Genomic DNA, 22,548 nt, shown 5'->3' on the forward strand with positions numbered 1-22,548 from the left:
TTGATAAAGAAGTGGAAACAAATCACTGCTGTGCTCGTGTTGCTTGTCTCGTTGTTTATCCCTTCGGCATCGTTGCTTGCCATTGCCCAGGAAAGCCAGACCCCTGCGCAAAATTATACTTTGCCGAATTCCATCAAAGCGGCTGTAAAAAGCATTCTTAACGAACAGGTGCCCGAAGGGACCCGCGTCGGCGCTATCGTTCGGCTTTACAATGAAGGCACACGGCTGATCCGCGTTCCGGATTCGGAGGTTAGAGCCAAGACGGCCGAAGGTATACAGTATACGCTTCGTCCCAGTGCGGACAACGCCATTAACATTCAACCGAAAGAAACGGTGGAGTTAAGCTATATGATCGTAGTGGACCGAGACGACGCGTTCGATATAACGGAGCTGTCGTGGGTTGATGTCGACGAATTCGTCTCGCCGAGAGTGGAGAAGCCGCTGCTGACCATTCCTGTCTCTTCTATTGAATGGAGGGGCGACCTGGGAACTCTAACCGATCCGTCTTCAACTATTGCGTGGGGGGAGCCATTTACGATCCCGGCCGTGTCCTCTGCGCTCGAGTTTAAGCCGGTCAGCTTGTCGGAGGAAAATACGCCGCAAGGACCCAAAACGATTCTAAGCTTGCTTGCCGTAAACAAAGGCGACAAGAAGAAGCCGATTGCGGACGTCCGCATCAATGCGAAGTCGGATAAAAAAGTGTTCGTCGGCACCAAGCTGGAGAAGGAGACCGCCGTCCTCGATGCGGGCGAGCAGCAGTATATCCATTATGCTCTTCCTGCCGGCAGCAAGGATGAGCTCAAAAGCTTGACGGTTCTGATTCCGGAAACGTTCATGATCGATGACAAGACGAAGATCGAATATACGATCGGCCAGCTGAATGTGCTGCTTCCGGGCAACGGCAGCGCGGGCGGATCTGCAGCTCCTGCGGATGCATACCAATGGAACGAGCCGATTCGTTTCGATAAGCTGAACCAGATCATTCAGCCGGAAGTAAGCGTTGCTTTGGTAGGTCTGCATATGCATGAAAGCGTAGGCGGAGGCTTCAAGGCCGCCGTAGCCAAATTCAAGCTGCAAAACCGCAGCGATAAGCCGATGCCGATCCCGCAGTTTCAGGCACAGCTTACGAGCGCGGGAGGCAACAAGTATACCGGCATAAGACAAACAACGGTGGCGGAAACGCTGGTGCCGAATATTAGCTATGTCATGTACTATTCGTTTATCGTTCCAAGCACAGAGAACGGCGATCAGCTGACGATGGACATTTTGGACGGGCAAACCGTTGCTCCCTATGCGATTCCTATCGCCAGATTCAAGACGCAAATTCAGCCGGAGAAGGCCGACGGCGCGCTTGCCTTTTATCCTTTTACCGTAAAGGTCAACAGCTGGAAGGTGGACGTCTATATGGGCTCCGCTAAAGAAAGCCTGCCGTATTCCTATAAGCTTAAGCTAGATCTGGACATTCGTCTTGAGGACGAAGCCGTTGTCGATAAGAGCTTCCCGAAGATGAAAGTAGTCATTGTAGACGGCGAGGGCAAAATCATCGGCTCCAAGACGCTGCCGTTTACGGGAGAGAACCAGCTGGTCAACGGTTTGCAGACGATTCATATGGACTCGGTGCTGTTCGAGTTTTCCCAGACGCTCCGTCTATATGAAACTATCGATACGCCGTTCGGTCAGGCGGACCGTCTAATTGCTACCTTGCAGCAGTAGCTTGATGCGGGAGATAAAAATAACTTTATCCCCGTTGACAGTGTAAGGGGAAGATGCTATTCTTAGATTGTTCTTAATAAAGAACAAAAAGTGATCGTTATAGATAACCTTGAATGGAAAATAGGCAATATTTTCAAAGGTTATAGCTGTTTTGCACAAAGAATGTTCGTTAATAAGAACGACATTGCGGTCAAGTGATTAGATTACGCACCATGCTGGAGGATGCAATGAGCGCGATAACCGGTATTTTTCAAATCGATCAGGAAGCCATTCCTATAGAGCACGGACGGATGTTGATGTCCTGCCTTGAGAAATTTCCGGCGGATCGTGCCGGTGTCTGGAGCAGCGGCTGCGTATTTCTCGGATGTCACGCACAGCATATTACTCCGGAATCAGTTCATGAGGTACTGCCGCATTATGATTCGGAACGCCGGCTTGCCATCACGGCTGATGCCATTATCGACAACCGCGATGCGTTATTTCACCAGCTGCAGGTAGAGCACGGCAGGCGAAGCACCCTAACGGACAGCGAACTGATTATACTCGCTTACGATAAATGGGGCGATGAAGCACCGAATCACCTGATAGGCGATTATGCTTTTATGATTTGGGATGAGCGGAGGCATCGGCTCTTCGGCGCAAGAGACTTTTCCGGAAGCCGGACTCTATACTATTATGCAGACCACCGGCGCTTTGCCTTCTGCACCGTAATGGAGCCGATACTAGCTCTGCCCTACACGGGCAGGGAGCTGAACGAGCAATGGCTGGCCCAATATTTGGCCATAACGGCTTCCGTCGATACGGCTGATGTATCGATAACGCCCTACATCGGAATCGAACAGCTTCCTCCCTCACACAGCATCGCGATAGACGGCAACGGGGTATCCGTTAAGAGATATTGCCGGGTAGTCACGGGAGAGCGGCTGAAGCTGAAGAGCGATGAAGAGTATGTCGAAGCATTTCGGGACGTGTTCCAGCAGGCGGTAACCTCACGATTGCGCACCTACCGCGGCGTAGCGTCGCACCTGAGCGGAGGTCTTGATTCCGGCTCGGTCGTCAGCTTCGCAGCGAACAAGTTAAAGGCGGAGAGCAAAACGTTACATACCTTCAGCTACATTCCGACGAATGATTTTCAGGACTATACGCCCAAATATTTAATGGCGGACGAAAGGCCATACATTCGATCGATAGTACAGCACATAGGCGGTATTAACGACCATTACCTTGACTTTGAAGGGAAGGATTCGTTTTCGAATATCGACAGCTTGCTCTGCGTTATGGAAATGCCTTACAAATTTTTTGAAAACTCCTTTTGGGTTCAGGGCATGTTTGAGAAGGGACAGCAGGAAGACATCGGTGTTATGCTGAGCGGCGCCAGAGGAAACTTGAGCATCTCCTGGGGATCTGCACTGGACTACTACGCGACCCTGCTGAAAGGAATGAGATGGTTTCGGCTCGTTCACGAGCTGCATCATTACAGTATCAATGCAGGCGGAGCCCGTTTAGGGAGGCTTCCGATAGTAGCCAGGGTAGCCTTTCCCGTAATGGACCGGATTTTTCCGTCCACGGCTCCCTACAGGTTCCCTACGCTAATCAACCGGCAATTCGCCAAGCGGACCGATGTATTCAACAAGCTGAGAGATTACGGACTCGATCATACCGGTTGGTTCTCTACCACCAACCTCTATAAGCAAAGAAAGCTGCATTATGACGATGTGTTCCACTGGAACGCCACCAATACACTGGTAACGAAGCTGTCTTTACGCCATGCGTTATGGCAGCGGGATCCGACCAACGATATCCGGGTCATCCGATTTTGCTTATCGGTACCGGAGGAGCAGTACGTACGCAACGGCGTGGATCGGGCACTCATCCGCAGGTCGACACAGAACATGCTGCCGGACCAGGTTAGGCTGAATCAACGGATTCGGGGTGTGCAAGGTGCAGATTGGCTCCACCGTATGGTTCCCTACTGGGACTCCTTCATCGGGGAGCTGCAGCAGCTAAGCACCGATTCAAGAATGCTGGAATTTGTAGACGGTGAGGTAATCAAGACGGCATTGAGCAAGATGCGGGACAAAGCCGATCCCAAGCTGGCTACGGACCCGGATTGCCGGATTTTAATGCGCAGCCTGATCCTATACCGATATCTCAAAAAATTCGCTTGAAAGGAGGTGAAACTATGAAAAAAGAATGGAAAAAGCCTGAATTGGAAGTGCTTGAAGTTAGCATGACTATGCTTAACCCAAACAGCGGTAACCATTTGGACCATACGTATCCAGAAGGTACTCCTCGCGACAAATTAACTTGGAGCTAATTTATCACTAGCCTGGATTGCATACATAAGTTGCCGACTGAAGGGAATTACGTAAAATTGCTATGATAAAAGAGCCCTTATACATTCAACGCGAGTATAGGGGCCTTTTACATCAATGCGGATATATTGGAGTGAATGGCCTGTGTTGGACACACGCAATCAACTGCTGTACAAAGCGTTCGGCTTAACCATATCGAGTGATGTGGAGCTGCCGGAATTGATCGTCATGGAGGAGCAGACGGGAACGATAGACGTTGAAATCAGGATGGAAGATGTAACGGCCCAATTCTCCGAGTGGTCCGGCCGCCCTAATCAATTCGTCGTTAGAGAGCATACCGTCATGTTTCAAATTCCTGATATGGCAACGTTCTCTATCGAGAATGGAAAGTTCATTAAAATGACCCCGATGGAGCAAGCGGACCCGGATGAACTGAGGCTGCTCGTTCTCGGAACCTGCATGGGCTCGATTCTTATGCAGAGAAGCATACTCCCGCTGCATGGCAGTGCGGTAGCCGTCAATGGCAAGGCTTACGCCATCGTAGGGGACTCGGGAGCGGGAAAATCGACTCTTGCGTCGGCTTTTATGGAACAAGGCTATCCGCTTCTTAGCGACGATGTCATTGCCGTAACGTTATCCTGGAAAGACAACACTCCGTATGTGACTCCGTCGTATCCGCAGCAAAAGCTGTGGCAGGACAGCCTGCAGCGGCTGGGGCTCAAGACCGATCAATACCGGTCCGTATACGGTCGACTGGACAAATTCAGCGTTCCGGTTTCGTCTCGATTTTGTTCCGATCCGATGCCGTTGGCAGGAGTGTTCGAGCTTGTAAAAAGCGACGAGCCGTCCGTCCAATGCCGGCCGATCGGGAAGCTGGACCGGATTCATACCCTGTTTAGCCATACATACCGCAATTTTCTCATTCCCTCGTTAGGGCTTACGGATTGGCATTTTAGGATGTCCGCTGCGATGGTAAATCGGATGGACATGTTCCAATTACGCCGGCCGCAGACGGAGTTTACGGCTCCGCAGCTGGTCGAGCAAATTATGGTAATCGCACATAGGAGGAACGACGATGCATAACACAACCTTTTCGCTGCAAGGATGGTTTGTTCAAAGCAAAGGCAACATTGTAAGTGATATGGGCGGAGAAAAGGTTATGCTCAGCGTTCACAACGGGAAATATTACAATCTGGGTGAAATCGGCGGGAAAATATGGGAGCTGCTGGAGCATCCGACCTGTGTGACGGAGATGGTTGCCAAGCTCATGTCCGAATATGAAGTGGAGCATGACCAATGTGAGGAGCACGTGCTGTCTTTCCTCCAGATGCTGTCGAAGGAAAACTTGATTGAGGCTGCAGAAAATCATGATCATGCTTAACCGGTTTCTCAAATTCTGCTCTTTGGATTTTCGTACGATGCTGTTGTTTACGGAGGCGTTGTTCTACTTGGGATGGGGGCGCATCCTGATTTCGGTACCGTTTGCCAAAGTGGCTCCTTCTCTGGGGGCCCAGATGGAAGAAACGACGATGGCCGAACGCGACGGAGATAAAGCCGATCTGCTCAAGGTTCGCGAATCGATCCGGATTATGAGCGAACATACGCTGTGGGAAAGCAGATGTCTGGTACGGGCTATAGCCGCTCTGAAAATGCTCGAAAGGCGCCACATCTCAACTACGCTGTACTTGGGAACGGCGAGAGACGAGTCGGGGGCGATGGTCGCCCATGCCTGGCTGCGCAGCGGGCCGTTTTACATCACCGGTGCGGAAGGAATGGAGCGGTTTACCGTCGTCGGGAAATTCGCGAAGGATGCAATAAGAAAAAAATGAAGGTGAATAATGGAATGGTCAGAGACTTTAGCCTCGATACATCGCTCTTTCCTGATGAACTGGCTTTGCTGCTCGATTTGATGAGAAACGACCGAGACAATACCGGTAATGCCGAAGCCGCTGCGGCTGCAGACGGTTTCGATTGGGATCGGTTTTATTCGCTGGTCAGACATCACCGTTTGTATCCAGCCTTGTACGGCAAGCTGCACACCATGGCTGAGGACGGGAAGGTTAAAGCGGCGATCCCTCGCCAATGGATCCAAGCGCTTCGCAGCGATTACCAGAGCAATACGTTTCAAATGCTTAAGCTGAGCGCCGAAATGGAGCAGCTGAGCAAGCTGTTTGCCGAATCTGGCATCAAGTCCCTTGTATTGAAGGGTCCGGTGCTGGCTGCGGATCTGTACGGCGATATTTCGAAGCGGACGTGCGGCGACCTGGATGTGCTCGTTCCGATCGATCGCCTGGAGCAAGCGGAGAAGCTGCTTGAGGAGATGGGCTACGTTAAAGACGACTACATCGAAACCGTATTGAATGACTGGAAATGGAGACACCATCACATTACTTTCTTTCATCTTCGGAAAGGGATGAAAATCGAGGTTCATTGGAGATTGAACCCGGGTCCAGGCAAAGAACCCGATTTTCATGCCTTATGGGAGCGGAAAAGGCTAAGCGCGATTACCCATCATCCTGTCTATTATTTGGGAAGAGAGGATTTATTTTTGTTTCTTGTCTCCCATGGCGCCCGCCACGGCTGGTCCCGCCTCCGGTGGTTGACCGATATCGACCGGATAGCCAGGCAGGAGATGGACTGGGCCAGGCTGCTCCGGCTGCTGGACGCTTACGGATATGTCCATGTAGGTGCGCAAGCATTGATCCTCGCTTCGCAGCTGCTGCATACTCCGGTGCCTCCGGAGCTGAAATCCATTACCGAAGATCGCCATGCAAGACGTTTGGCGCAGGATGCGCTGTATTATATTCGCCAAATGATCAATCTGCATGGAGAGACGATTCCGGAAGACGTAGCCAAATACCATAAGCGCCATCTGTTCACCTTAATGTCTCTTCAACAGAAGGTGCTGTTCATCTTAAGCTTTTTCCATCCGTATCCCGAGGACGCGAAGACTCTGGCTTTGCCCAAGAGGCTGCATGTTCTTTATTTTCCGCTGCGACCGTTCCTGTGGCTGTGGAGAAAAACGAAGAAGCAGCCGCTGTCGCAAGGAGGTACATAGTATGAAGCACCTCCTTTACTTTACCAAAAAGCTGCATCAATACGCAGGTCCCGTTTTGTATGTCAATGTGTTCGGGATGATGGTTATCAGCCTTCTGGATGGCATAGGCATACTTCTGCTGATTCCGCTGCTAGGCATCAGCGGCCTGATCGATATGAACGCATCATCGATTCCGTTGCTTAACGGGCTATCCATTCTGAAGCAGCTGCCCATGGAGGCTGCATTAATTACGGTGCTCGGCGCATACCTCGTCATTGTGGCCGGTCAGGCGTTGATTCAACGCCGATTAAGCTTGCGGGACGTCCGTATCCATACCGGATTCATTAATCACGTCCGCCTGGAAACCTATGAAGCACTAATGCGGTCGAACTGGAGCTTTTTCATCCGCAAGCGCAAGTCCGATCTGGTCAACTCGATGACTGAAGAACTCGGACGCGTCATGAACGGAACGTACGTGTTCCTGCAGTTTATGGCTTCCGCCGTATTTACTCTCATTCAGATAGGCATCGCCTTCTGGCTGTCGGCGAAGATGACGCTCTTCGTGCTGGTTTGCGGTCTCATTATCGCGTTCTTCTCGCGAGCATTCATCCGCAAATCGAGGCAGCTCGGCTCGCAAACCTCGGAGCTGGCGCGCAGCTATATGGGGGAAATGACCGACCATTTTAACGGCATCAAGGATATTAAGAGCAACATGCTGGAGCCGTCGCGGATCGAATGGCTGCGGGTGTGGAACCGTCAAGTCGGACAGGAGCGGTATGATTATGTCAGACTGAGCTCGAATTCCAGGCTGTATTACAAAATGGCTTCGACGATTCTCATTGCCGCATTTATTTACGCATCCATTACGATGTTCCATACGCAAGGTCAGCAGCTGCTGCTGATCATCATGATTTTTTCGCGGTTGTGGCCCCGATTCACAGGGCTCCAATCGAATTTGGAGCAGATTGCGTCATCCATGCCGGCTTTTGCCTCCCTGGTCCAATTGCAGCAGGAATGCAGGGAAGCCCGGGAGATCGAACGTCCGGAGGCGAAGGTGCAGGCGCTTCGCATGGAAGAAGGACTGGAATGCCGTGAGGTCTATTATCGCTATCAGAAGACCGAACCGCGATATGCGCTGCAAAATATTGGACTCTACATCCGCTCCAGGCAAATGACGGCAATCGTCGGACGATCCGGTGCCGGCAAGAGCACTTTGATCGACATGGTGATGGGGCTGCTGCAGCCGGAAAGCGGGCAGGTGCTTATCGACGGCGTTCCGCTCACGAGCAACAATTTGCTGTCGTTCCGGCAATCGATCGGCTATGTTCCTCAAGACCCGCTGTTGTTTCACGGAAGCATACGGGACAATTTGCTGATGATTCAACCGGATGCGAGCGAGGAGCAGCTGTGGGAAGCGCTGGAGTTTGCAGCGGCTGCGGAATTTGTCGCAAAGCTGCCGAACGGGCTCGATACTTGGATCGGCGACAGAGGAGTGCGGCTGTCCGGAGGCGAGCGTCAACGGCTGGTGCTGGCCAGAGCTATTTTGCGCAAGCCGGCCATTCTTGTATTGGACGAAGCGACGAGTGCGCTCGATGCCGAGAATGAAGCCAAAATCCAGGATGCGCTGAGCCGGATTAGAGGGAAAATGACGATTATTGTCATAGCCCATCGTTTGTCGACGATACGCAATGCGGATCAGGTCATCGTGCTGGATCAAGGCCGGATCGTACAGCATGGAGGCTTCTACCAATTGGCCATGGAGAAAGACCAGCTCTTTGCCAGCCTGCTTGGCAATCAAATGCAGGATTCGACAGTAATCTCCGCGACTTAAGTAATCTTTACATTAGATTGTATTGACATGTTCGTTATAAAGAATTACCATAATAGGAGAAAATGACTATTTCCAACAGCATTTTGGTAATGGTAGTTCCATTTTTTTTGCTCTAATTGTTCTTTATAGAGAATGATACATTTTGTATTGCATATGAGATTGGTTTGGGGTGGAGTGATTGTAATCATGAGTGAAAACGTAAGGGTAAGTGTGATTATCCCGGTCTATAACGCAGCCCAACATATCCCCCGCTGTATGGATTCGCTTCTGAATCAAACTTTACGGGAATGCGAGTTCATCTTCGTCAACGATGGCTCGCAGGACAACAGCGGTGACATCATTGAACAGTATCGGCGGAAGGACCCCAGAATACGGCTTATCCAGCAGCCTAATGAAGGGGTCAGCGCTGCGAGAAATGCAGGCTTGCGCGCCGCCGTTGGGGAATACACGGGATTTGTCGATGCGGATGATTACGTTGCGAAGGATATGTTTGCAACCTTATACAAGGCTGCCGAGCAGAAACATTGCGATGTCGTCATCTCCAACGTAGAAAGCGAGCTCGAAGGACATAAGGCGATCACCACATACCCGTTTCCGATCGATACGGTCCTGACCAGAGATTACATAGAGCAAGAAATAATGACCTTCTTCCTTCAATCCGATCAGATGAATGCCGTATGGAACAAGCTGTACCGCAGCCAGCTGATTCGGGAGCATGCCGTGAAGTTTCCTTATAAGGTGGCTTTAGGGGAGGACGGATTGTTTAATATGCAGTTCTTTCGTCATGCTGGCTCCGCCGTCTATATCGATTATACCGGCTATTTTTACCAGGAGGTGGCGGGAAGCGCGACGAGAAACATGAAGCAGAAAGATTACTTCGCCAGAGCGGTGGAAGTATACAGGTTTGAAATGAATGATAATTACATGACGAGTTTGGATCCAGGTGCAGTCGAACGGCTTAAGTCCATCAAGCTCATCCATAACGTGATGTCTCTTATTTACATGTACTTTAATGCAGCGGACCAGCTCAGTCTCGGCCAGAGATGGAAGCAGGTGCACCGGATGATCGGCGATCCGCATGTCAGGGAAGCGCTGCCTCATTATTATCGCGAGAAGTACTCGGGCCTTGGAAGTTATAACAAATTCATTTTAAACATGATTCAGAGGAAATCGATAGTCGGTTTATATTGTGCGACAGCATACAGTCGCTTCCGTAATCGGGCATAGCCATACCATTTTAAAAGGAGCTGAGTTTATGAAAATTATGATGTTTGCTCATGGCGGGAGCTTGAATAGGGGATGCGAGGCTATAGTTCGGGCTTCCACTTCCATAATTAAAGAGAAAATCGACGGAGCACAGGTCTACCTGGCATCGGATAGGCCGGAAACGGACCGAATCATTTCCAGATTGGACGGTATCTTTGACGGTTCCTCCCGCGAAATTCAACGTTATTCGTACGACTGGTTTGTTGCGGCTTTTAAAAATAAGCTGTTTAGAGACGAAAGCTATGCACTGGGCAAAATCCATGAAAACATCGTCAAGCATATCGATTCCATGGACGTCTGCCTGTCGATAGGAGGAGACAACTATTGCTACGGGGAGCAGCCGGGCTGGTACGAGATCAACCGCAGAGTGAAGGCATCCGGCAAAAAGCTCGTTCTATGGGGCTGCTCCATAGGAGAAGAAGACATGTCTCCAAGAAAGCTCGAGGATCTGAAACTCTTCGATCTCATTCTTGCCCGCGAAACGCTGACCTACCATATGCTGAAACGCAAAGGGTTGACCAATGTACAGCTGTGCGCGGACTCCGCGTTTACTATGGAGAAGGAGGAGCTGGAGCTGCCGGAAGGCTGGCAGGAAGAAAATACGATAGGCGTGAACTTCAGCCCACTCGTATGGAAGCGTAATCCGGAGTCGCAGCAGGCGGTGAAAGAGCTGATCAACCACATTCTCCGCACGACCGACATGACCATTGCTCTGACTCCGCATGTTATTGAAAGCGGCAATGACGATTATGAGGTGCTCCAACGATATTATGAAGAATACAAGCAGACGGGTCGCGTCATTTTGCTGCCGAACCATTTGAACGCGATCCAATACAAAGGGTATATTGCGCGAATGAGATTTTTTATCGGGGCGAGAACCCACGCTACAATAGCTGCTTATTCCAATTTCGTGCCGACCATGGTATTGGGATACAGCGTGAAGTCGAAGGGAATATCGAAAGACCTTTTTGGCAGGGAAAAGCTGGTGCTGAACATTCAAGAGATATCGGACAGCAAGAAGCTCGTCGCCAGGTTCGATGAGATGGTCAAAGAAGAGGACGGAATCCGAAAACGGCTGCAGACGGCGATTCCTCACATCAAGGAGATGTCTTACAAGGCCGTTGAATACTTGGATAAGCTAGTCCAGTAATGAGGGATACGATGAAGAAGAAGCTGCTGTTCATTATGCCGAGCTTAACTTCCGGCGGGGGAGAAAAGAGTCTTGTTACGCTGCTAAACAAAATCGATTTTGACAGGTATGATGTCGATCTGTTTTTGCTGGTGCATGAGGGGTTGTTCATGGAGTATATTCCGCCGCAGGTACGGCTTTTGCCCCTGACGGATACATATCGCCTGTTCAGCTTGCCGCTCTTTGAATCGTTTCGAAAGCTGCTGCTGGGCGGCCATGGCCTACTGGCGTGCAACAGGCTGATGTTCTCTTTGATAAGCCGTATGGGCAGCAATATTTCCCGGAAAGAACAGTATACGTGGAAATACTTAGCGGCATCGCTCAAACGGCTACCCCAAAGCTACGATGTCGCGATAGGGTTTCTGGAGAATACCTCGACCTACTTCTGCGTAGACAAGGTGAATGCAGTAAAAAAAGTCGGGTGGGTACATATCGATTATGAAAAGCTCGGGATGGATCCCAATTTCGATCGTCCCTATTTCAAAAAGCTCGACAGCATCGTTACGGTATCCGAACAATGTGCGCAAGTCCTGAAGCAGCGGTTCCCGGAGGAGCAGCATAAAGTCGAGGTGATTTACAATATTGTATCTCCTTCGATGATCCACGCCATGGCCGAGCAGGTGGATAATATTTATAAGAAGCAAGACGATGAGATCGTCATTTTATCCGTAGGCCGCCTGCATTACCAGAAAGGCTTCGAGATGGCCGTTGAATCGTGCAAGAAGCTGGTTGACCGGGGCTACAACGTGAAATGGAGCATCATTGGCGAAGGGGAAGAACGGGGGAAATTAACGGCGCTGATCGAGCATTACCGGCTGAATGACCATTTTCATTTATTAGGTCTGCGATCCAATCCATATCCTTATATTAAACAGGCAGATATCTATGTCCAGACATCGAAGTTCGAGGGCAAATCGATTGCGATTGACGAAGCCAAAATTTTGAACAAACCCATTCTGGTAACGAATTTCAGCACAGCCAAGGATCAGATCGAGCACGGCCGGGACGGATGGATTGTCGCTATGAATGCGGACGCTATAGCGGACGGGATCGAGAAGTTGATTCAAGACAACAGCTTAAGAATGAAGCTGTCTACGAATTTGTCCAGGCTGAAGCTGGGTACGGAAGAGGAAATTCATAAATTTTATGGACTCGTTAATGGGTGATAGGTGATAACTATGAAAAAGAAGCTGTTGTTCGTAATGAACAATCTGACCTGCGGGGGAGCAGAGAAGGCGCTGATCTCGCTGCTGGAAACGATAGATTACTCGGCTTATGAGGTCGATTTGTTTCTGATGAAGCATCAAGGGCTGTTCATGAACAAAATACCGGAGCAGGTCCATCTGCTGCCGGAGCCTCCCGAGTATTCATACTATGATATGTCGTTCAAGAAAGCGGTACTGGATTGCATAAAGCGGGGAAAGTGGGACGTGGCTTTGTACCGCTTGCTGGCCGGCACCATATTTAAAAGGGAGAAGGATCCGATCCTTTGCGAGCAAAAGGTATGGAAATATATAGGGAGATCGCTGCAAGCCGTCGAGAAGCCCTACGATATAGCTATCGGTTATCTGGAAAAAAATCCGATTTACTTTTGCATAGATAAAGTGAACGCGCGCAAGAAAATTGGCTTTATCCACTGCAACTACGACATGATGGGCATGGATCCTCAGTTGGATGAGCCTTATTTTGCCAAGCTGGATTATTTGGTGACGGTATCGGAGGAATGCGCAAATATATTAAAAGCCAGATTTCCTGCGATTAAGCATAAAATAGAAATTATGTACAATATCGTGTCTCCTGCAGCGATAAATAAGCTCGCGGAAGAACCTACAGGCTGGGACGATGAGACGATCCGACTCGTTTCTGTAGGAAGGCTCAACCATCATAAAGGCTTTGAGCTGGCTGTCGAGTCGTGTAATCAGTTGGTTCGGCACGGATATCCGGTCAAATGGTATGTCATAGGTGAGGGAGAAGAAAGAGCCAAGCTGGAGAGGATGATCGAAGAATACGGTCTCCATGACGCATTTACTCTGCTCGGCATTAAGGATAACCCTTATCCATTTATGAAGGAGGCAGACATTTATGTTCAGCCCTCCCGAAATGAAGGTAAATCGATTGCTATTGACGAAGCCAAAATACTTCATAAGCCTATCGTCGTGACGAATTTCACAACGGTCAAGGATCAAATTACGGATAAACAAAACGGACTGATAGTCGATATGAATGCGCAGTCGGTATTTGAAGGAATAAAGGCTTTAATCGACGACGAGAAGCTGAGAGACCGTTTGTCGATGAATCTCTCCCGGGAGAAGCTGGGTACGGAAGCGGAAATTGATAAATTATATCAACTATTCACGTAATCAGGAAAGGAACGATCGAGTGTGATCTTTCAAATAGTGTGCTACTTGCTGTTGGGCATTATAGCCATCGTTGTGCTAATCGATGTCGTACCCATGTTCCGGGATTGGGTCAGCCGGATACATATAGGCAGATATCAGGACCGTCAAATCTGGAACCGGTCGATTACGAGCATTGGCGTCAAGTGGCTGAATACGACACCCAAGATCAAAGTGACGGACAACACGAGGCTGGTCGCCATCGATATGCTGAGAGGCAACTATACGAAGAATGCGATCCAGCATTGGCAGGAAGCATCGCTAGTGATGGGGCTCGCCGAGTATGTGAAGCGTAACGTCGATTCGGAGGCCAGGCAGGAACTCATGAAATTTCTGGATTCCAAGCTGGATGCACAAGGCCAATGGATATCCAAACCGCAGCATGTCGATACGGCTATCCTTGCTTATGCCATCATGAAGCTCGACTTCATTGATACGGATCGTTACCGGAGCGCATGGGACAATACCTGGGAGCTGATTCGCGACCATGTTGGGGATGACGGAACGGTTGCTTACCGCAAGTTCATGAAGAATTACCGTTATGTAGATACCATTGGATTTATTTGCCCGTTCCTTGTTGCTTACGGCGTTCGCTACAATAAACCGGAATGTGTAGAATTGGCTGTAAAACAAATTATCGCCTATGAAGAGAACGGCATGTTGAACGGGTATCATATCCCTAGTCATGCCTATTGTGTGGACAGCAAAGTGCCGCTAGGCTTATACGGCTGGGGCAGAGGTCTCGGCTGGTTCGCGATAGGTCTTGCCGATGCTTGGAACGAGCTGCCGGAGCATCACCCTTGTAAGCCGATGCTGGAGAACAGCGTCAGAAGATTCGCTTTGGCCGCTATGAAATTCCAGCAGGAGCGGGGGAATTGGTGCTGGACGGTGACCCGTGGGGAAAGTGTGCCGGATTCTTCTACCACCGCTACGCTAGCCTGGTTTATGATGAATGCTTCCCGGATTGAAGATATCTCGGCATCCTGCCAGGAAAGCATGAACCGTGCAATAGGCTACTTGATGAAAGCAACGCGCAGAAGCGGTGCCGTAGATTTCTCTCAAGGCGACACGAAGGATATCGGCGTCTATTCGATGCTGTTTAATATCCTGCCGTTTACTCAAGGCTTTTGCATCCGAATGATGAATTCGCAAACGAATGCCAAGGTAGGTTAACGATCATGGTAAAAAAAATGATTCATTTTATAAGAGCCCGATTTAAAAAGTTTCTGTTGGAAGAAATCTGGTTGGAAGATTACATTCGAATGGGTATGCAGGTTGGGGAGAACTGCTCGATTCAGCCTGGAGTCGTGTTCGACTATTCTCATTGCTGGTTAATTAAAATTGGCAACAATGTAACGATTGCTCCTCAAGCTTATCTGTTAACGCATGACGCAAGCACAAAAGGCTTAACGAATTATACCAAAGTGGGGAGTATCACTATTGAAGATAATGTGTTTATAGGTGCAAGAGCTTTGATTATGCCTGGCGTAACCATCGGTCGTGATTCGATTATTGCGGCAGGCAGCATTGTGACTAAATCGATACCGGAGCGATCTATAGCAGCCGGCAATCCCGCTAAAGTTCTATGTACATTGGACGAATACATAGAGAAGAACGATAAACAGATGGTTTGCGCTCCGAAATATGATCGCAGCTACACCCTTAACGGCAATATTTCGGCTGATAAGAGAAAAAGAATGTACGAAGAGCTGATTGATGAAATTGGTTATGTTGTCTAATCCGTTGTAGCATTGGAGTAAACCATGAGAACAAAACATTCCTTGATCAATATTTCCGTCGGGATCGGTAACCAGCTTGTCATTACTCTGTTGAGCTTCTTTTCCCGCACCGTATTTATTCATACTCTGGGTGTCGAATATTTGGGCCTGAACGGGCTCTTTACGAACATATTGGCTATGCTGTCGCTGGCGGAGGCCGGAATCGGCTCTAGCATCGTTTACACTTTGTATAAGCCGGTTGCCGACAATAATAAAGAGAAAATTCTCGTGCTGATGAGGCTGTATAAGAAGGCCTATCTAATCATTGCCCTTATCGTGCTGCTGCTCGGACTGTCATTGCTGCCCTTCCTGCAGTATATTGTTAAGGATGCTAACGTCGAGCATATTTACGTCATCTATCTCGTATTCTTATTAAATACGGTGACCCCTTACTTGTTCCAGCACAAAATATCGTATTTGAATGTATGCCAAAAAAACTATATCGTAACCGGAATTTATTCCGTCTCCTCCATCTTATCCATGTTTCTGAAAATAGGCATTCTGTACTGGACGCAAAACTATATTTTGTATCTGATTATCGACAGCGCCATCACCATAACGAACAGCCTGATTATGTCGTTGATCGTCAACCGAATGTATCCGTTCCTGAAGGAAAAAGCAATCGGTTCGCTCGATAATGATACGAAAAGTAACATTATTAAAAACGTCAAGGCGATTGTCCTGCAAAACATCGGCAGCTATCTCATCTTCGGCACCGAAAACATTATCATTTCAACCTATGTGAGCATTGCCGCGGTAGGGCTGTATTCCAACTACAAAATGCTGATCGATATCTGCCGCACCTTGATTAACCAGGTGTTTAACAATATGTATCACAGCGTAGGGAACCTGGTCGCCAGCGAAAGCAAGGATAAAGTGTACAGCGTGTATAAGGTAACGATGCTGCTCAATTTCTGGCTGTATTCGTTAGCCGCTATAGCCATGTACGTGATGATCGAGCCGTTCATCAAGCTGTGGATCGGCGAGAAGTTTCTTATGGGCAACCTCATCGTGATCATCCTGATGGTGACATTTTACGAAAGAGGGATGCGAAACTCTATTACGACGGTCAAGACGACGGCGGGCATCTTTCATGAAGACCGCTATATTCCGTTAATTCAGGCTGCGGTCAGCCTGGCCTTTTCGCTTGTTCTCGTGCAGAAGATCGGTATTTCTGGGGTATTCATCGGCACGCTGATCAGTGCCATAGCCGTTCCATTCTGGACTACGCCTTTCTTCGTATATAGAAAAGTGTTCGATAAACCGCTGCATCATTATTTCATGAGATATTTGTATTACACCGTCATAGGGTTCGGCACGTGCGCGGCAACCAGCTTCATCGGGAGCTTCATCTCCGCCGATACGATCTGGATGCTCGTGATGAAAGCCGCCGTTTGCGTCATCGTTCCGAACGCGATCTATGTAGCGCTGTTTTACAAAACAGAGGAATTTCAATATGTTTTCGGCATAGTTCTACAGCTCCTTCGCTCGTTACAGCGTAAGCTGAGGCGTGTACCTAGTCCCGATGTCTCATCCTGATATTTGTGAAATTGTAAATATAGCACTAATGCCGCACTAATGTAAGATTATGTATTGACATTTTCTTTATAAAGAACTAAAATGAGGTTGTTGATGATACAAAATGTATCTAAATGATTATCTGGATGTTCTTTATAAAGAAATGATCGACGAAATTCTTCACAGAACGCCAGTATCTTCGCCCAAATGCCTCCCAAGTTTTGACACGCTGGCTACATCACAAGTTCCGGCGAATTTGACCGCTTGATACCGCATTATCGCATATCCAATATAGCTACACTTTTTTTTTACATAAAATGTTCTTTATAAAGAACATAAAGAACGAGAAGTAACGAACAGAAGAAGTTCCGGCGATGTCTCCTTGCCGTTATCGATGGAGGCACTCGGCCATGCTGTGGGTTGTAACGCAACCTTAGACGCCAGTCGTCAATGGTGTGGTGTGAGGAAGGGTTAGATGCCCTACAGAACATTAAAGTGTTTAATTATACGGACCTTTCGCTTTTACCTTTTGCAGAAGGTCCTATACTTAAGAACTTTATTGAGAGGGTGAACCCGTTGTCATACCGTCAAAGACTATCTTTATTGATAATAGCCGATTCCTGCATCGTGTTGAGCGCCATTTTCTTCAGCCGTTTTCTTCTTAGCGCCGATCTCCATGTGTTCACGTTTCCGATTGTCGTCAGTTCGATTACGCTTCTGCTCAGCCATCACCTGTTTGCTATGATTTACAAGCTGTACAAAAAAGCGTGGGAGTACGCGAGCATCGGCGAGCTGCTGTTTATTTTCAAGGCCATTACGTTCTCGATCATTACGGCAGCAGTCATTCAGGAAATCATTTTGCAGGATATTTATTTCCGGCTCCTTGCGGTTACATGGATGCTGCATATGCTGCTCATCGGCGGCTCTCGTTTTTGCTGGCGTCTCTTCCGTGACTCGTACATGAGAAAGCCGGAGAACAAGAAACGGACCTTGATCGTCGGGGCCGGTTCCGCCGGAATGATGGTAGCGAGACAATTAAGCAAAGACAAAGAAACGGAGCTTCAGCCGATTGCCTTTATTGACGACAACGTCAAGATCCAGAACCTCGATATTCTGGGCATTCCCGTCATTGGCGGGGTTGACCGGATTGAGAGCGTCGTTCATGAGAAGCATATAGACCATATCATCATCGCGATTCCTTCCATGTCGAAAAAGGATTTGAACACGATCTTTCAGGAATGCGCCAAGACGACGGCCAAGACGCAAATTATGCCAAGGCTGGAGGATCTGGTAACCGGAAGACTTTCGGTCAACCAGTTCCGTGACGTCCAGGTCGAGGATTTGCTGGGCCGTGAACCGGTAGAGCTGGATCTCGAGAGCATCTCGGAGTACATAACGCGAAAGATTGTGCTGGTTACAGGAGCTGGAGGCTCCATCGGCTCGGAAATATGCCGTCAGGTGACGAAGTTTAATCCGCAAAAGCTTATTCTGCTCGGTCACGGAGAGAACAGTATCTACTCCATTGAAATGGAGCTGAGAGATCTGTGCGGGCATGCGCCGATTGAAATTATCACCGAAATAGCCGACATTCAGGACTCGATCAAGATGATGACCATCATGAACAAATACCGGCCGGATGTAGTCTATCATGCTGCTGCTCATAAGCATGTGCCGCTGATGGAGAAAAATCCGGAGGAAGCGGTCAAAAACAACGTCATCGGTACGATGAACGTGGCTAATGCGGCAAGCAAGTTCGGCGTCAACACGTTCGTCATGATCTCGACCGACAAAGCGGTCAATCCAACGAGCGTCATGGGAGCGACGAAACGGCTGGCCGAGATGATCATCCAGCATCTGGACAAAACGAGCGAGACGAAATTCGTCGCCGTCCGTTTCGGCAATGTGCTGGGCAGCCGGGGCAGCGTCATTCCGCGGTTCAAGCAGCAGATCGAGAAGGGCGGTCCGGTGTCGGTAACGCATCCGGATATGATCCGTTATTTCATGACGATCCCGGAGGCGTCCCGATTGGTTATCCAAGCGGGCTCGCTTGCCCGAGGCGGAGAAATTTTCGTGCTGGATATGGGCGATCCCGTGAAGATCGTCGATTTGGCGACGAATTTAATCAAGCTGTCCGGTAATTCCGTCGATGATATCGGCATTGAGTTTACCGGCGTCAGACCTGGGGAAAAGCTGTTCGAAGAGCTGCTGAAGCCGAATGAGATCGAGGAGAAGCAAGTGTATCCGAAAATTTACATCGGCAAAACCGCTGATCTGTATATGGAGGAAATCAAGAAAATCATCTCCATTTATGCAACTCTCGAGAAAGCGAATTTGAGAGAGCACTTATTGAATGTAGCCAACGGGAATGTGATCCCGGTATCCAAGAAACTTATATCGATAGGATAAAAGGAGAGTCTGTGACTATGAAAGTAAGAAAAGCGATCATTCCTGCTGCGGGGCTCGGAACCCGGTTTCTTCCTGCGACGAAGGCAATGCCTAAAGAAATGCTTCCCATTGTGGATAAACCGACGATTCAATATATTGTGGAAGAAGCGGTTGAATCGGGGATTGAAGATATTATTATCGTGACCGGCAAAGGCAAACGGGCGATTGAGGATCATTTCGACAGCTCCTTCGAGCTGGAGCAGAACTTGCTGGAGAAGCAAAAGTTCGATTTGCTCAACGAGGTGCAAAAATCGGCCAATATGGTGGACATTCACTATATTCGCCAAAAAGAGCCCAAAGGCCTCGGCCACGCGATTTGGTGCGCGCGCAAGTTTATCGGCAACGAGCCGTTCGCCGTCCTGCTGGGAGACGATATCGTCCGGGCGGAAACCCCTTGCCTGAAGCAAATGATCGACCTATACGATCGTTACCGCACGTCGATCATCGGCGTCAAGCATGTATCCGACGAAGAGGTATCGAGATACGGCATCGTGGACGGCAATCGCATGGATGACCGCTTTTATAAAGTAAGACATCTGGTTGAGAAGCCAGCCAAGCAATTCGCGCCGTCCAACCTGGCCATTATGGGAAGATACATCTTAAGCCCGACGATCTTCGATATCCTAAATCATCAGGAGCCCGGAGCCGGTGCGGAAATCCAGCTGACGGACGGCATTGCCGAGCTGAACCGCAAAGAAGCGGTATATGCTTACGAGTTCGAAGGAGTTCGCCACGATGTCGGCGAGAAAATGGGCTTTATTCAGACAACGATAGAATTTGCGCTGCAGCGGGACGATTTGCGCTACGATCTGCTCGATTATTTGTCCAAAGTACTCGAAAAGGAACTCATTAAATAGGTGAGCCCCATGCCGAAGAAGGTGCTGTTCTGCGCAACGGTCGATTACCACTTCCGGGCGTTCCATCTTCCATATATGAAATGGTTTAAAGAGCAGGGATGGGATGTTCACGTAGCTGCAAGCGGAGACATTGAGCTTCCTTATGTCGATCAAAAGTTCAACCTTCCGTTTCAACGGTCGCCGTTGAAGCTGCAAAACGTGAAGGTGTATCAGCAGCTCAAATCGATCCTCGATGAACATTATTACGAGCTTATACATTGTCATACCCCAATGGGGGGAATGCTTGCGCGTTTGGCTGCAAGGAAGACGAGAAAACAGGGAACCCGGGTGCTGTATACGGCACACGGGTTTCATTTTTGCAAAGGCGGTCCCGCCCTCAACTGGCTGCTGTACTACCCGATCGAAAAATGGCTGTCCGCTCATACGGACACGCTCATTACGATTAACGAGGAAGACTACCGGCTCGCCGTTCAGCACCGGTTCAAGGCCGGTCGCATTGCTCACGTGCACGGAGTCGGGGTCGATACCGAGCGGTTCAAGCCGGCGGATGAATCGGCGAGAAGGGAAGCCCGGCTGCTGCTCGGGTACCATCCCGGCGACTTCCTCATGTTCTATGCCGCCGAGTTCAACAAGAACAAAAACCAGCAGCTGCTGATTCAAGCGTTGGCCCGAATCAAGGCCGAGGTTCCTCACGCCAGATTGCTTCTGGCAGGCTCCGGTTCCATGCAAGAGGACTGCCGACAGCTTGCCCGTGAGCTCGGGGTCGAGGAGATGATTGACTTCCTCGGCTACCGCAAAGATATTGACACGCTGCTGCCCCTGTGCGATGTGGCTGTAGCATCCAGCCTTCGCGAAGGGCTTCCGGTCAATATCCTGGAAGCGATGGCGTGCGGGCTGCCGGTCGTGGTCAGCGCGAACCGGGGACACTCCGAGCTGATAGCAGACGGAGTGAACGGCTTTATCGTTCAGCCGACGGACAGCGAGTCGTTTGCCGAACGGCTGCTGGAGCTGAGCCGGTCGCTGCAGCTGTCGCACAAGCTGGGCTTGGCCAGCCGGAACAGGGTCCAAGGCTACTCGCTTACCCAAGTTGGCAGCGAGATGACCGGGATTTATTCGGATTACTTTTTGGGGGATACCGATGAAGCCGAAAGTAAGTATAGTCGTGCCTATATATAATGTGGAAGCGTATTTGAGCCGGTGCTTGGACAGTCTGCTGTCCCAGACGATGAAGGAACTGGAGATCATTGCCGTTAACGACGGCTCGACCGACGGCTGCAGACCGATCCTTGATCGGTATGCGGATCAAGACGACAGGCTGATCGTCATTCATCAGGCCAATAGCGGCGTCTCGGCGGCTCGTAATGTTGGCATCCGCATTGCGCAAGGGGAGTACATAGGCTTTGTAGACCCGGACGACTGGGTCGAGACCGATATGTACGATCAATTGTACCGGAGCGCCACGGAAGATCAGGCGGATATCGTCATGTGCAGCTATACGCGGGAATTTGGAACGCACGCCAAAGTAAAGCATTTTCAGCTGCCGGACAAAACCGTGTACCGTGGGGATGAGGTGCAAAGCAAGCTGCTGAGACGGCTTATCGGTCCCTTGAAGGAGGAAATGGCGAATCCGGAGTTTCTGGATGCTTGGGGGACCGTTTGGTCCAAGCTGTACCGCTCGGAGCTAATCAAGGAGAACGGAATAGGCTTCATTGATCTCGCCATTGTAGGCACGAATGAGGATTCCTTGTTTAACATCCATACCGTATATCATGCGCGTTCGTTCGTATTTTTGAACAGACCGTACTACCATTACTGGCGTGTCAACGCCGCTTCGCTTACGTCCAGCTATAAGGCGGATTTGAAGGACAAATGGTTCCGGTTGTACGGCTTTATGGAAAGCTTCATTGCGGAAAAGCGGCTGCCGCCCGAATATTCCACAGCGTTGAATAACCGCATTTGCCTGAATACGCTGGGGCTTGGCTTGAATACGATCAACGGCAGCGGAATTCCGGCTTGGGAGAAAATCAAAAAATTGAGCACCATCCTACATGACAGCCGCATCAAAAGCTCCTTCGAGCATTTCGAGGCGGGATATTGTCCGGTCATATGGCGGGTGTTTTATTGGAGTGCCAAGCTCAGATTCGTCCTGGGCTATTACGTGATGCTGCAGAGCATTGAACATCTAAGAAAAATGGCAAGATAG

The 22,548-nt window shown here is 49.5% G+C and carries 19 protein-coding genes; all 19 read left to right on the forward strand.

All coding sequences use genetic code 11. The features are described from left to right. The 19 genes from DVH26_RS05165 to DVH26_RS05255 all read left to right on the forward strand — a co-directional run bounded on the left by DVH26_RS05165 (window position 1) and on the right by DVH26_RS05255 (window position 22,548). On the forward strand, window positions 1–1,713 hold the full coding sequence (locus tag DVH26_RS05165; protein ID WP_239631850.1) for a hypothetical protein: 1,713 nt from the start codon (window positions 1–3) through the stop codon (window positions 1,711–1,713). Window positions 1,714–1,940: 227 nt separating this feature from the next. Further along, window positions 1,941–3,881: an asparagine synthase-related protein gene (locus DVH26_RS05170; protein ID WP_239631852.1), complete on the forward strand. Its 1,941-nt coding sequence runs from the start codon at window positions 1,941–1,943 to the stop codon at window positions 3,879–3,881. 14 nt (window positions 3,882–3,895) lie between these two features. Further along, the gene (locus DVH26_RS05175; protein ID WP_239631854.1) at window positions 3,896–4,030 is read left to right on the forward strand and encodes a paeninodin family lasso peptide; all 135 of its coding nucleotides are present in this window, start codon (window positions 3,896–3,898) and stop codon (window positions 4,028–4,030) included. Between the two features lie 142 nt (window positions 4,031–4,172). Continuing rightward, window positions 4,173–5,111 carry a phosphoenolpyruvate carboxykinase (ATP) gene (locus tag DVH26_RS05180; protein ID WP_239631856.1) on the forward strand — a complete coding sequence of 313 codons (939 nt, stop codon included), beginning with the start codon at window positions 4,173–4,175 and terminating at the stop codon, window positions 5,109–5,111. Beyond that, on the forward strand, window positions 5,104–5,409 hold the full coding sequence (locus tag DVH26_RS05185; protein ID WP_239631858.1) for a lasso peptide biosynthesis PqqD family chaperone: 306 nt from the start codon (window positions 5,104–5,106) through the stop codon (window positions 5,407–5,409). Before DVH26_RS05180 ends, DVH26_RS05185 begins: the two co-directional genes overlap by 8 nt. Further along, a complete protein-coding gene (locus tag DVH26_RS05190; RefSeq protein ID WP_239635284.1) occupies window positions 5,396–5,857 on the forward strand; it encodes a lasso peptide biosynthesis B2 protein in 462 nt (153 codons plus the stop codon). The genes DVH26_RS05185 and DVH26_RS05190 overlap by 14 nt, the downstream gene beginning before the upstream one ends. Window positions 5,858–5,871: 14 nt before the next feature. Beyond that, window positions 5,872–7,086 carry a nucleotidyltransferase domain-containing protein gene (locus DVH26_RS05195; RefSeq protein ID WP_239631860.1) on the forward strand — a complete coding sequence of 405 codons (1,215 nt, stop codon included), beginning with the start codon at window positions 5,872–5,874 and terminating at the stop codon, window positions 7,084–7,086. A 1-nt stretch (window position 7,087) separates the two neighbouring features. Beyond that, window positions 7,088–8,896: an ABC transporter ATP-binding protein gene (locus tag DVH26_RS05200; protein WP_239631862.1), complete on the forward strand. Its 1,809-nt coding sequence runs from the start codon at window positions 7,088–7,090 to the stop codon at window positions 8,894–8,896. Window positions 8,897–9,082: 186 nt separating this feature from the next. Then, window positions 9,083–10,123: a glycosyltransferase gene (locus DVH26_RS05205; protein WP_239631864.1), complete on the forward strand. Its 1,041-nt coding sequence runs from the start codon at window positions 9,083–9,085 to the stop codon at window positions 10,121–10,123. A gap of 28 nt (window positions 10,124–10,151) precedes the next feature. Then, window positions 10,152–11,312, forward strand: a complete 1,161-nt coding sequence (locus tag DVH26_RS05210) for a polysaccharide pyruvyl transferase family protein (protein WP_239631866.1) — start codon at window positions 10,152–10,154, stop codon at window positions 11,310–11,312. Window positions 11,313–11,323: 11 nt separating this feature from the next. Next, a complete protein-coding gene (locus tag DVH26_RS05215) occupies window positions 11,324–12,517 on the forward strand; it encodes a glycosyltransferase (protein WP_239631868.1) in 1,194 nt (397 codons plus the stop codon). A 12-nt stretch (window positions 12,518–12,529) separates the two neighbouring features. Beyond that, window positions 12,530–13,711 (forward strand): glycosyltransferase, encoded by a 1,182-nt coding sequence (locus tag DVH26_RS05220; RefSeq protein ID WP_239631870.1) that lies wholly within the window; start codon window positions 12,530–12,532, stop codon window positions 13,709–13,711. Between the two features lie 21 nt (window positions 13,712–13,732). Beyond that, the gene (locus tag DVH26_RS05225; protein ID WP_239631872.1) at window positions 13,733–14,920 is read left to right on the forward strand and encodes a glycoside hydrolase family 88 protein; all 1,188 of its coding nucleotides are present in this window, start codon (window positions 13,733–13,735) and stop codon (window positions 14,918–14,920) included. Window positions 14,921–14,925: 5 nt separating this feature from the next. After that, window positions 14,926–15,486, forward strand: coding sequence for an acyltransferase (locus tag DVH26_RS05230; RefSeq protein WP_239631874.1), 561 nt, complete (start codon window positions 14,926–14,928; stop codon window positions 15,484–15,486). Between the two features lie 24 nt (window positions 15,487–15,510). After that, window positions 15,511–17,064 carry a lipopolysaccharide biosynthesis protein gene (locus tag DVH26_RS05235; RefSeq protein WP_239631876.1) on the forward strand — a complete coding sequence of 518 codons (1,554 nt, stop codon included), beginning with the start codon at window positions 15,511–15,513 and terminating at the stop codon, window positions 17,062–17,064. Window positions 17,065–17,619: 555 nt separating this feature from the next. Next, window positions 17,620–19,449 (forward strand): polysaccharide biosynthesis protein, encoded by a 1,830-nt coding sequence (locus DVH26_RS05240; protein ID WP_239631878.1) that lies wholly within the window; start codon window positions 17,620–17,622, stop codon window positions 19,447–19,449. 17 nt (window positions 19,450–19,466) lie between these two features. Beyond that, a complete protein-coding gene (galU, locus tag DVH26_RS05245; RefSeq protein ID WP_239631881.1) occupies window positions 19,467–20,345 on the forward strand; it encodes a UTP--glucose-1-phosphate uridylyltransferase GalU in 879 nt (292 codons plus the stop codon). A gap of 9 nt (window positions 20,346–20,354) precedes the next feature. Beyond that, on the forward strand, window positions 20,355–21,521 hold the full coding sequence (locus DVH26_RS05250) for a glycosyltransferase family 4 protein (protein WP_239631883.1): 1,167 nt from the start codon (window positions 20,355–20,357) through the stop codon (window positions 21,519–21,521). Further along, window positions 21,484–22,548, forward strand: a complete 1,065-nt coding sequence (locus DVH26_RS05255) for a glycosyltransferase (protein ID WP_239631885.1) — start codon at window positions 21,484–21,486, stop codon at window positions 22,546–22,548. Before DVH26_RS05250 ends, DVH26_RS05255 begins: the two co-directional genes overlap by 38 nt.

It is taken from the genome of Paenibacillus sp. H1-7 (genome assembly GCF_022354825.1).
Classification (GTDB): domain Bacteria; phylum Bacillota; class Bacilli; order Paenibacillales; family NBRC-103111; genus Paenibacillus_S.

Coding starts and splice junctions, on each gene's coding strand:
- DVH26_RS05170 (WP_239631852.1), top strand. CDS start 1,941: ATGAGCGCGATAACCGGTATTTTTCAAATCGATCAGGAAGCCATTCCT.
- DVH26_RS05175 (WP_239631854.1), top strand. CDS start 3,896: ATGAAAAAAGAATGGAAAAAGCCTGAATTGGAAGTGCTTGAAGTTAGC.
- DVH26_RS05185 (WP_239631858.1), top strand. CDS start 5,104: ATGCATAACACAACCTTTTCGCTGCAAGGATGGTTTGTTCAAAGCAAA.
- DVH26_RS05190 (WP_239635284.1), top strand. CDS start 5,396: ATGATCATGCTTAACCGGTTTCTCAAATTCTGCTCTTTGGATTTTCGT.
- DVH26_RS05195 (WP_239631860.1), top strand. CDS start 5,872: ATGGTCAGAGACTTTAGCCTCGATACATCGCTCTTTCCTGATGAACTG.
- DVH26_RS05200 (WP_239631862.1), top strand. CDS start 7,088: ATGAAGCACCTCCTTTACTTTACCAAAAAGCTGCATCAATACGCAGGT.
- DVH26_RS05205 (WP_239631864.1), top strand. CDS start 9,083: ATGAGTGAAAACGTAAGGGTAAGTGTGATTATCCCGGTCTATAACGCA.
- DVH26_RS05210 (WP_239631866.1), top strand. CDS start 10,152: ATGAAAATTATGATGTTTGCTCATGGCGGGAGCTTGAATAGGGGATGC.
- DVH26_RS05215 (WP_239631868.1), top strand. CDS start 11,324: ATGAAGAAGAAGCTGCTGTTCATTATGCCGAGCTTAACTTCCGGCGGG.
- DVH26_RS05220 (WP_239631870.1), top strand. CDS start 12,530: ATGAAAAAGAAGCTGTTGTTCGTAATGAACAATCTGACCTGCGGGGGA.
- DVH26_RS05230 (WP_239631874.1), top strand. CDS start 14,926: ATGGTAAAAAAAATGATTCATTTTATAAGAGCCCGATTTAAAAAGTTT.
- DVH26_RS05235 (WP_239631876.1), top strand. CDS start 15,511: ATGAGAACAAAACATTCCTTGATCAATATTTCCGTCGGGATCGGTAAC.
- galU (WP_239631881.1), top strand. CDS start 19,467: ATGAAAGTAAGAAAAGCGATCATTCCTGCTGCGGGGCTCGGAACCCGG.
- DVH26_RS05250 (WP_239631883.1), top strand. CDS start 20,355: ATGCCGAAGAAGGTGCTGTTCTGCGCAACGGTCGATTACCACTTCCGG.
- DVH26_RS05255 (WP_239631885.1), top strand. CDS start 21,484: ATGAAGCCGAAAGTAAGTATAGTCGTGCCTATATATAATGTGGAAGCG.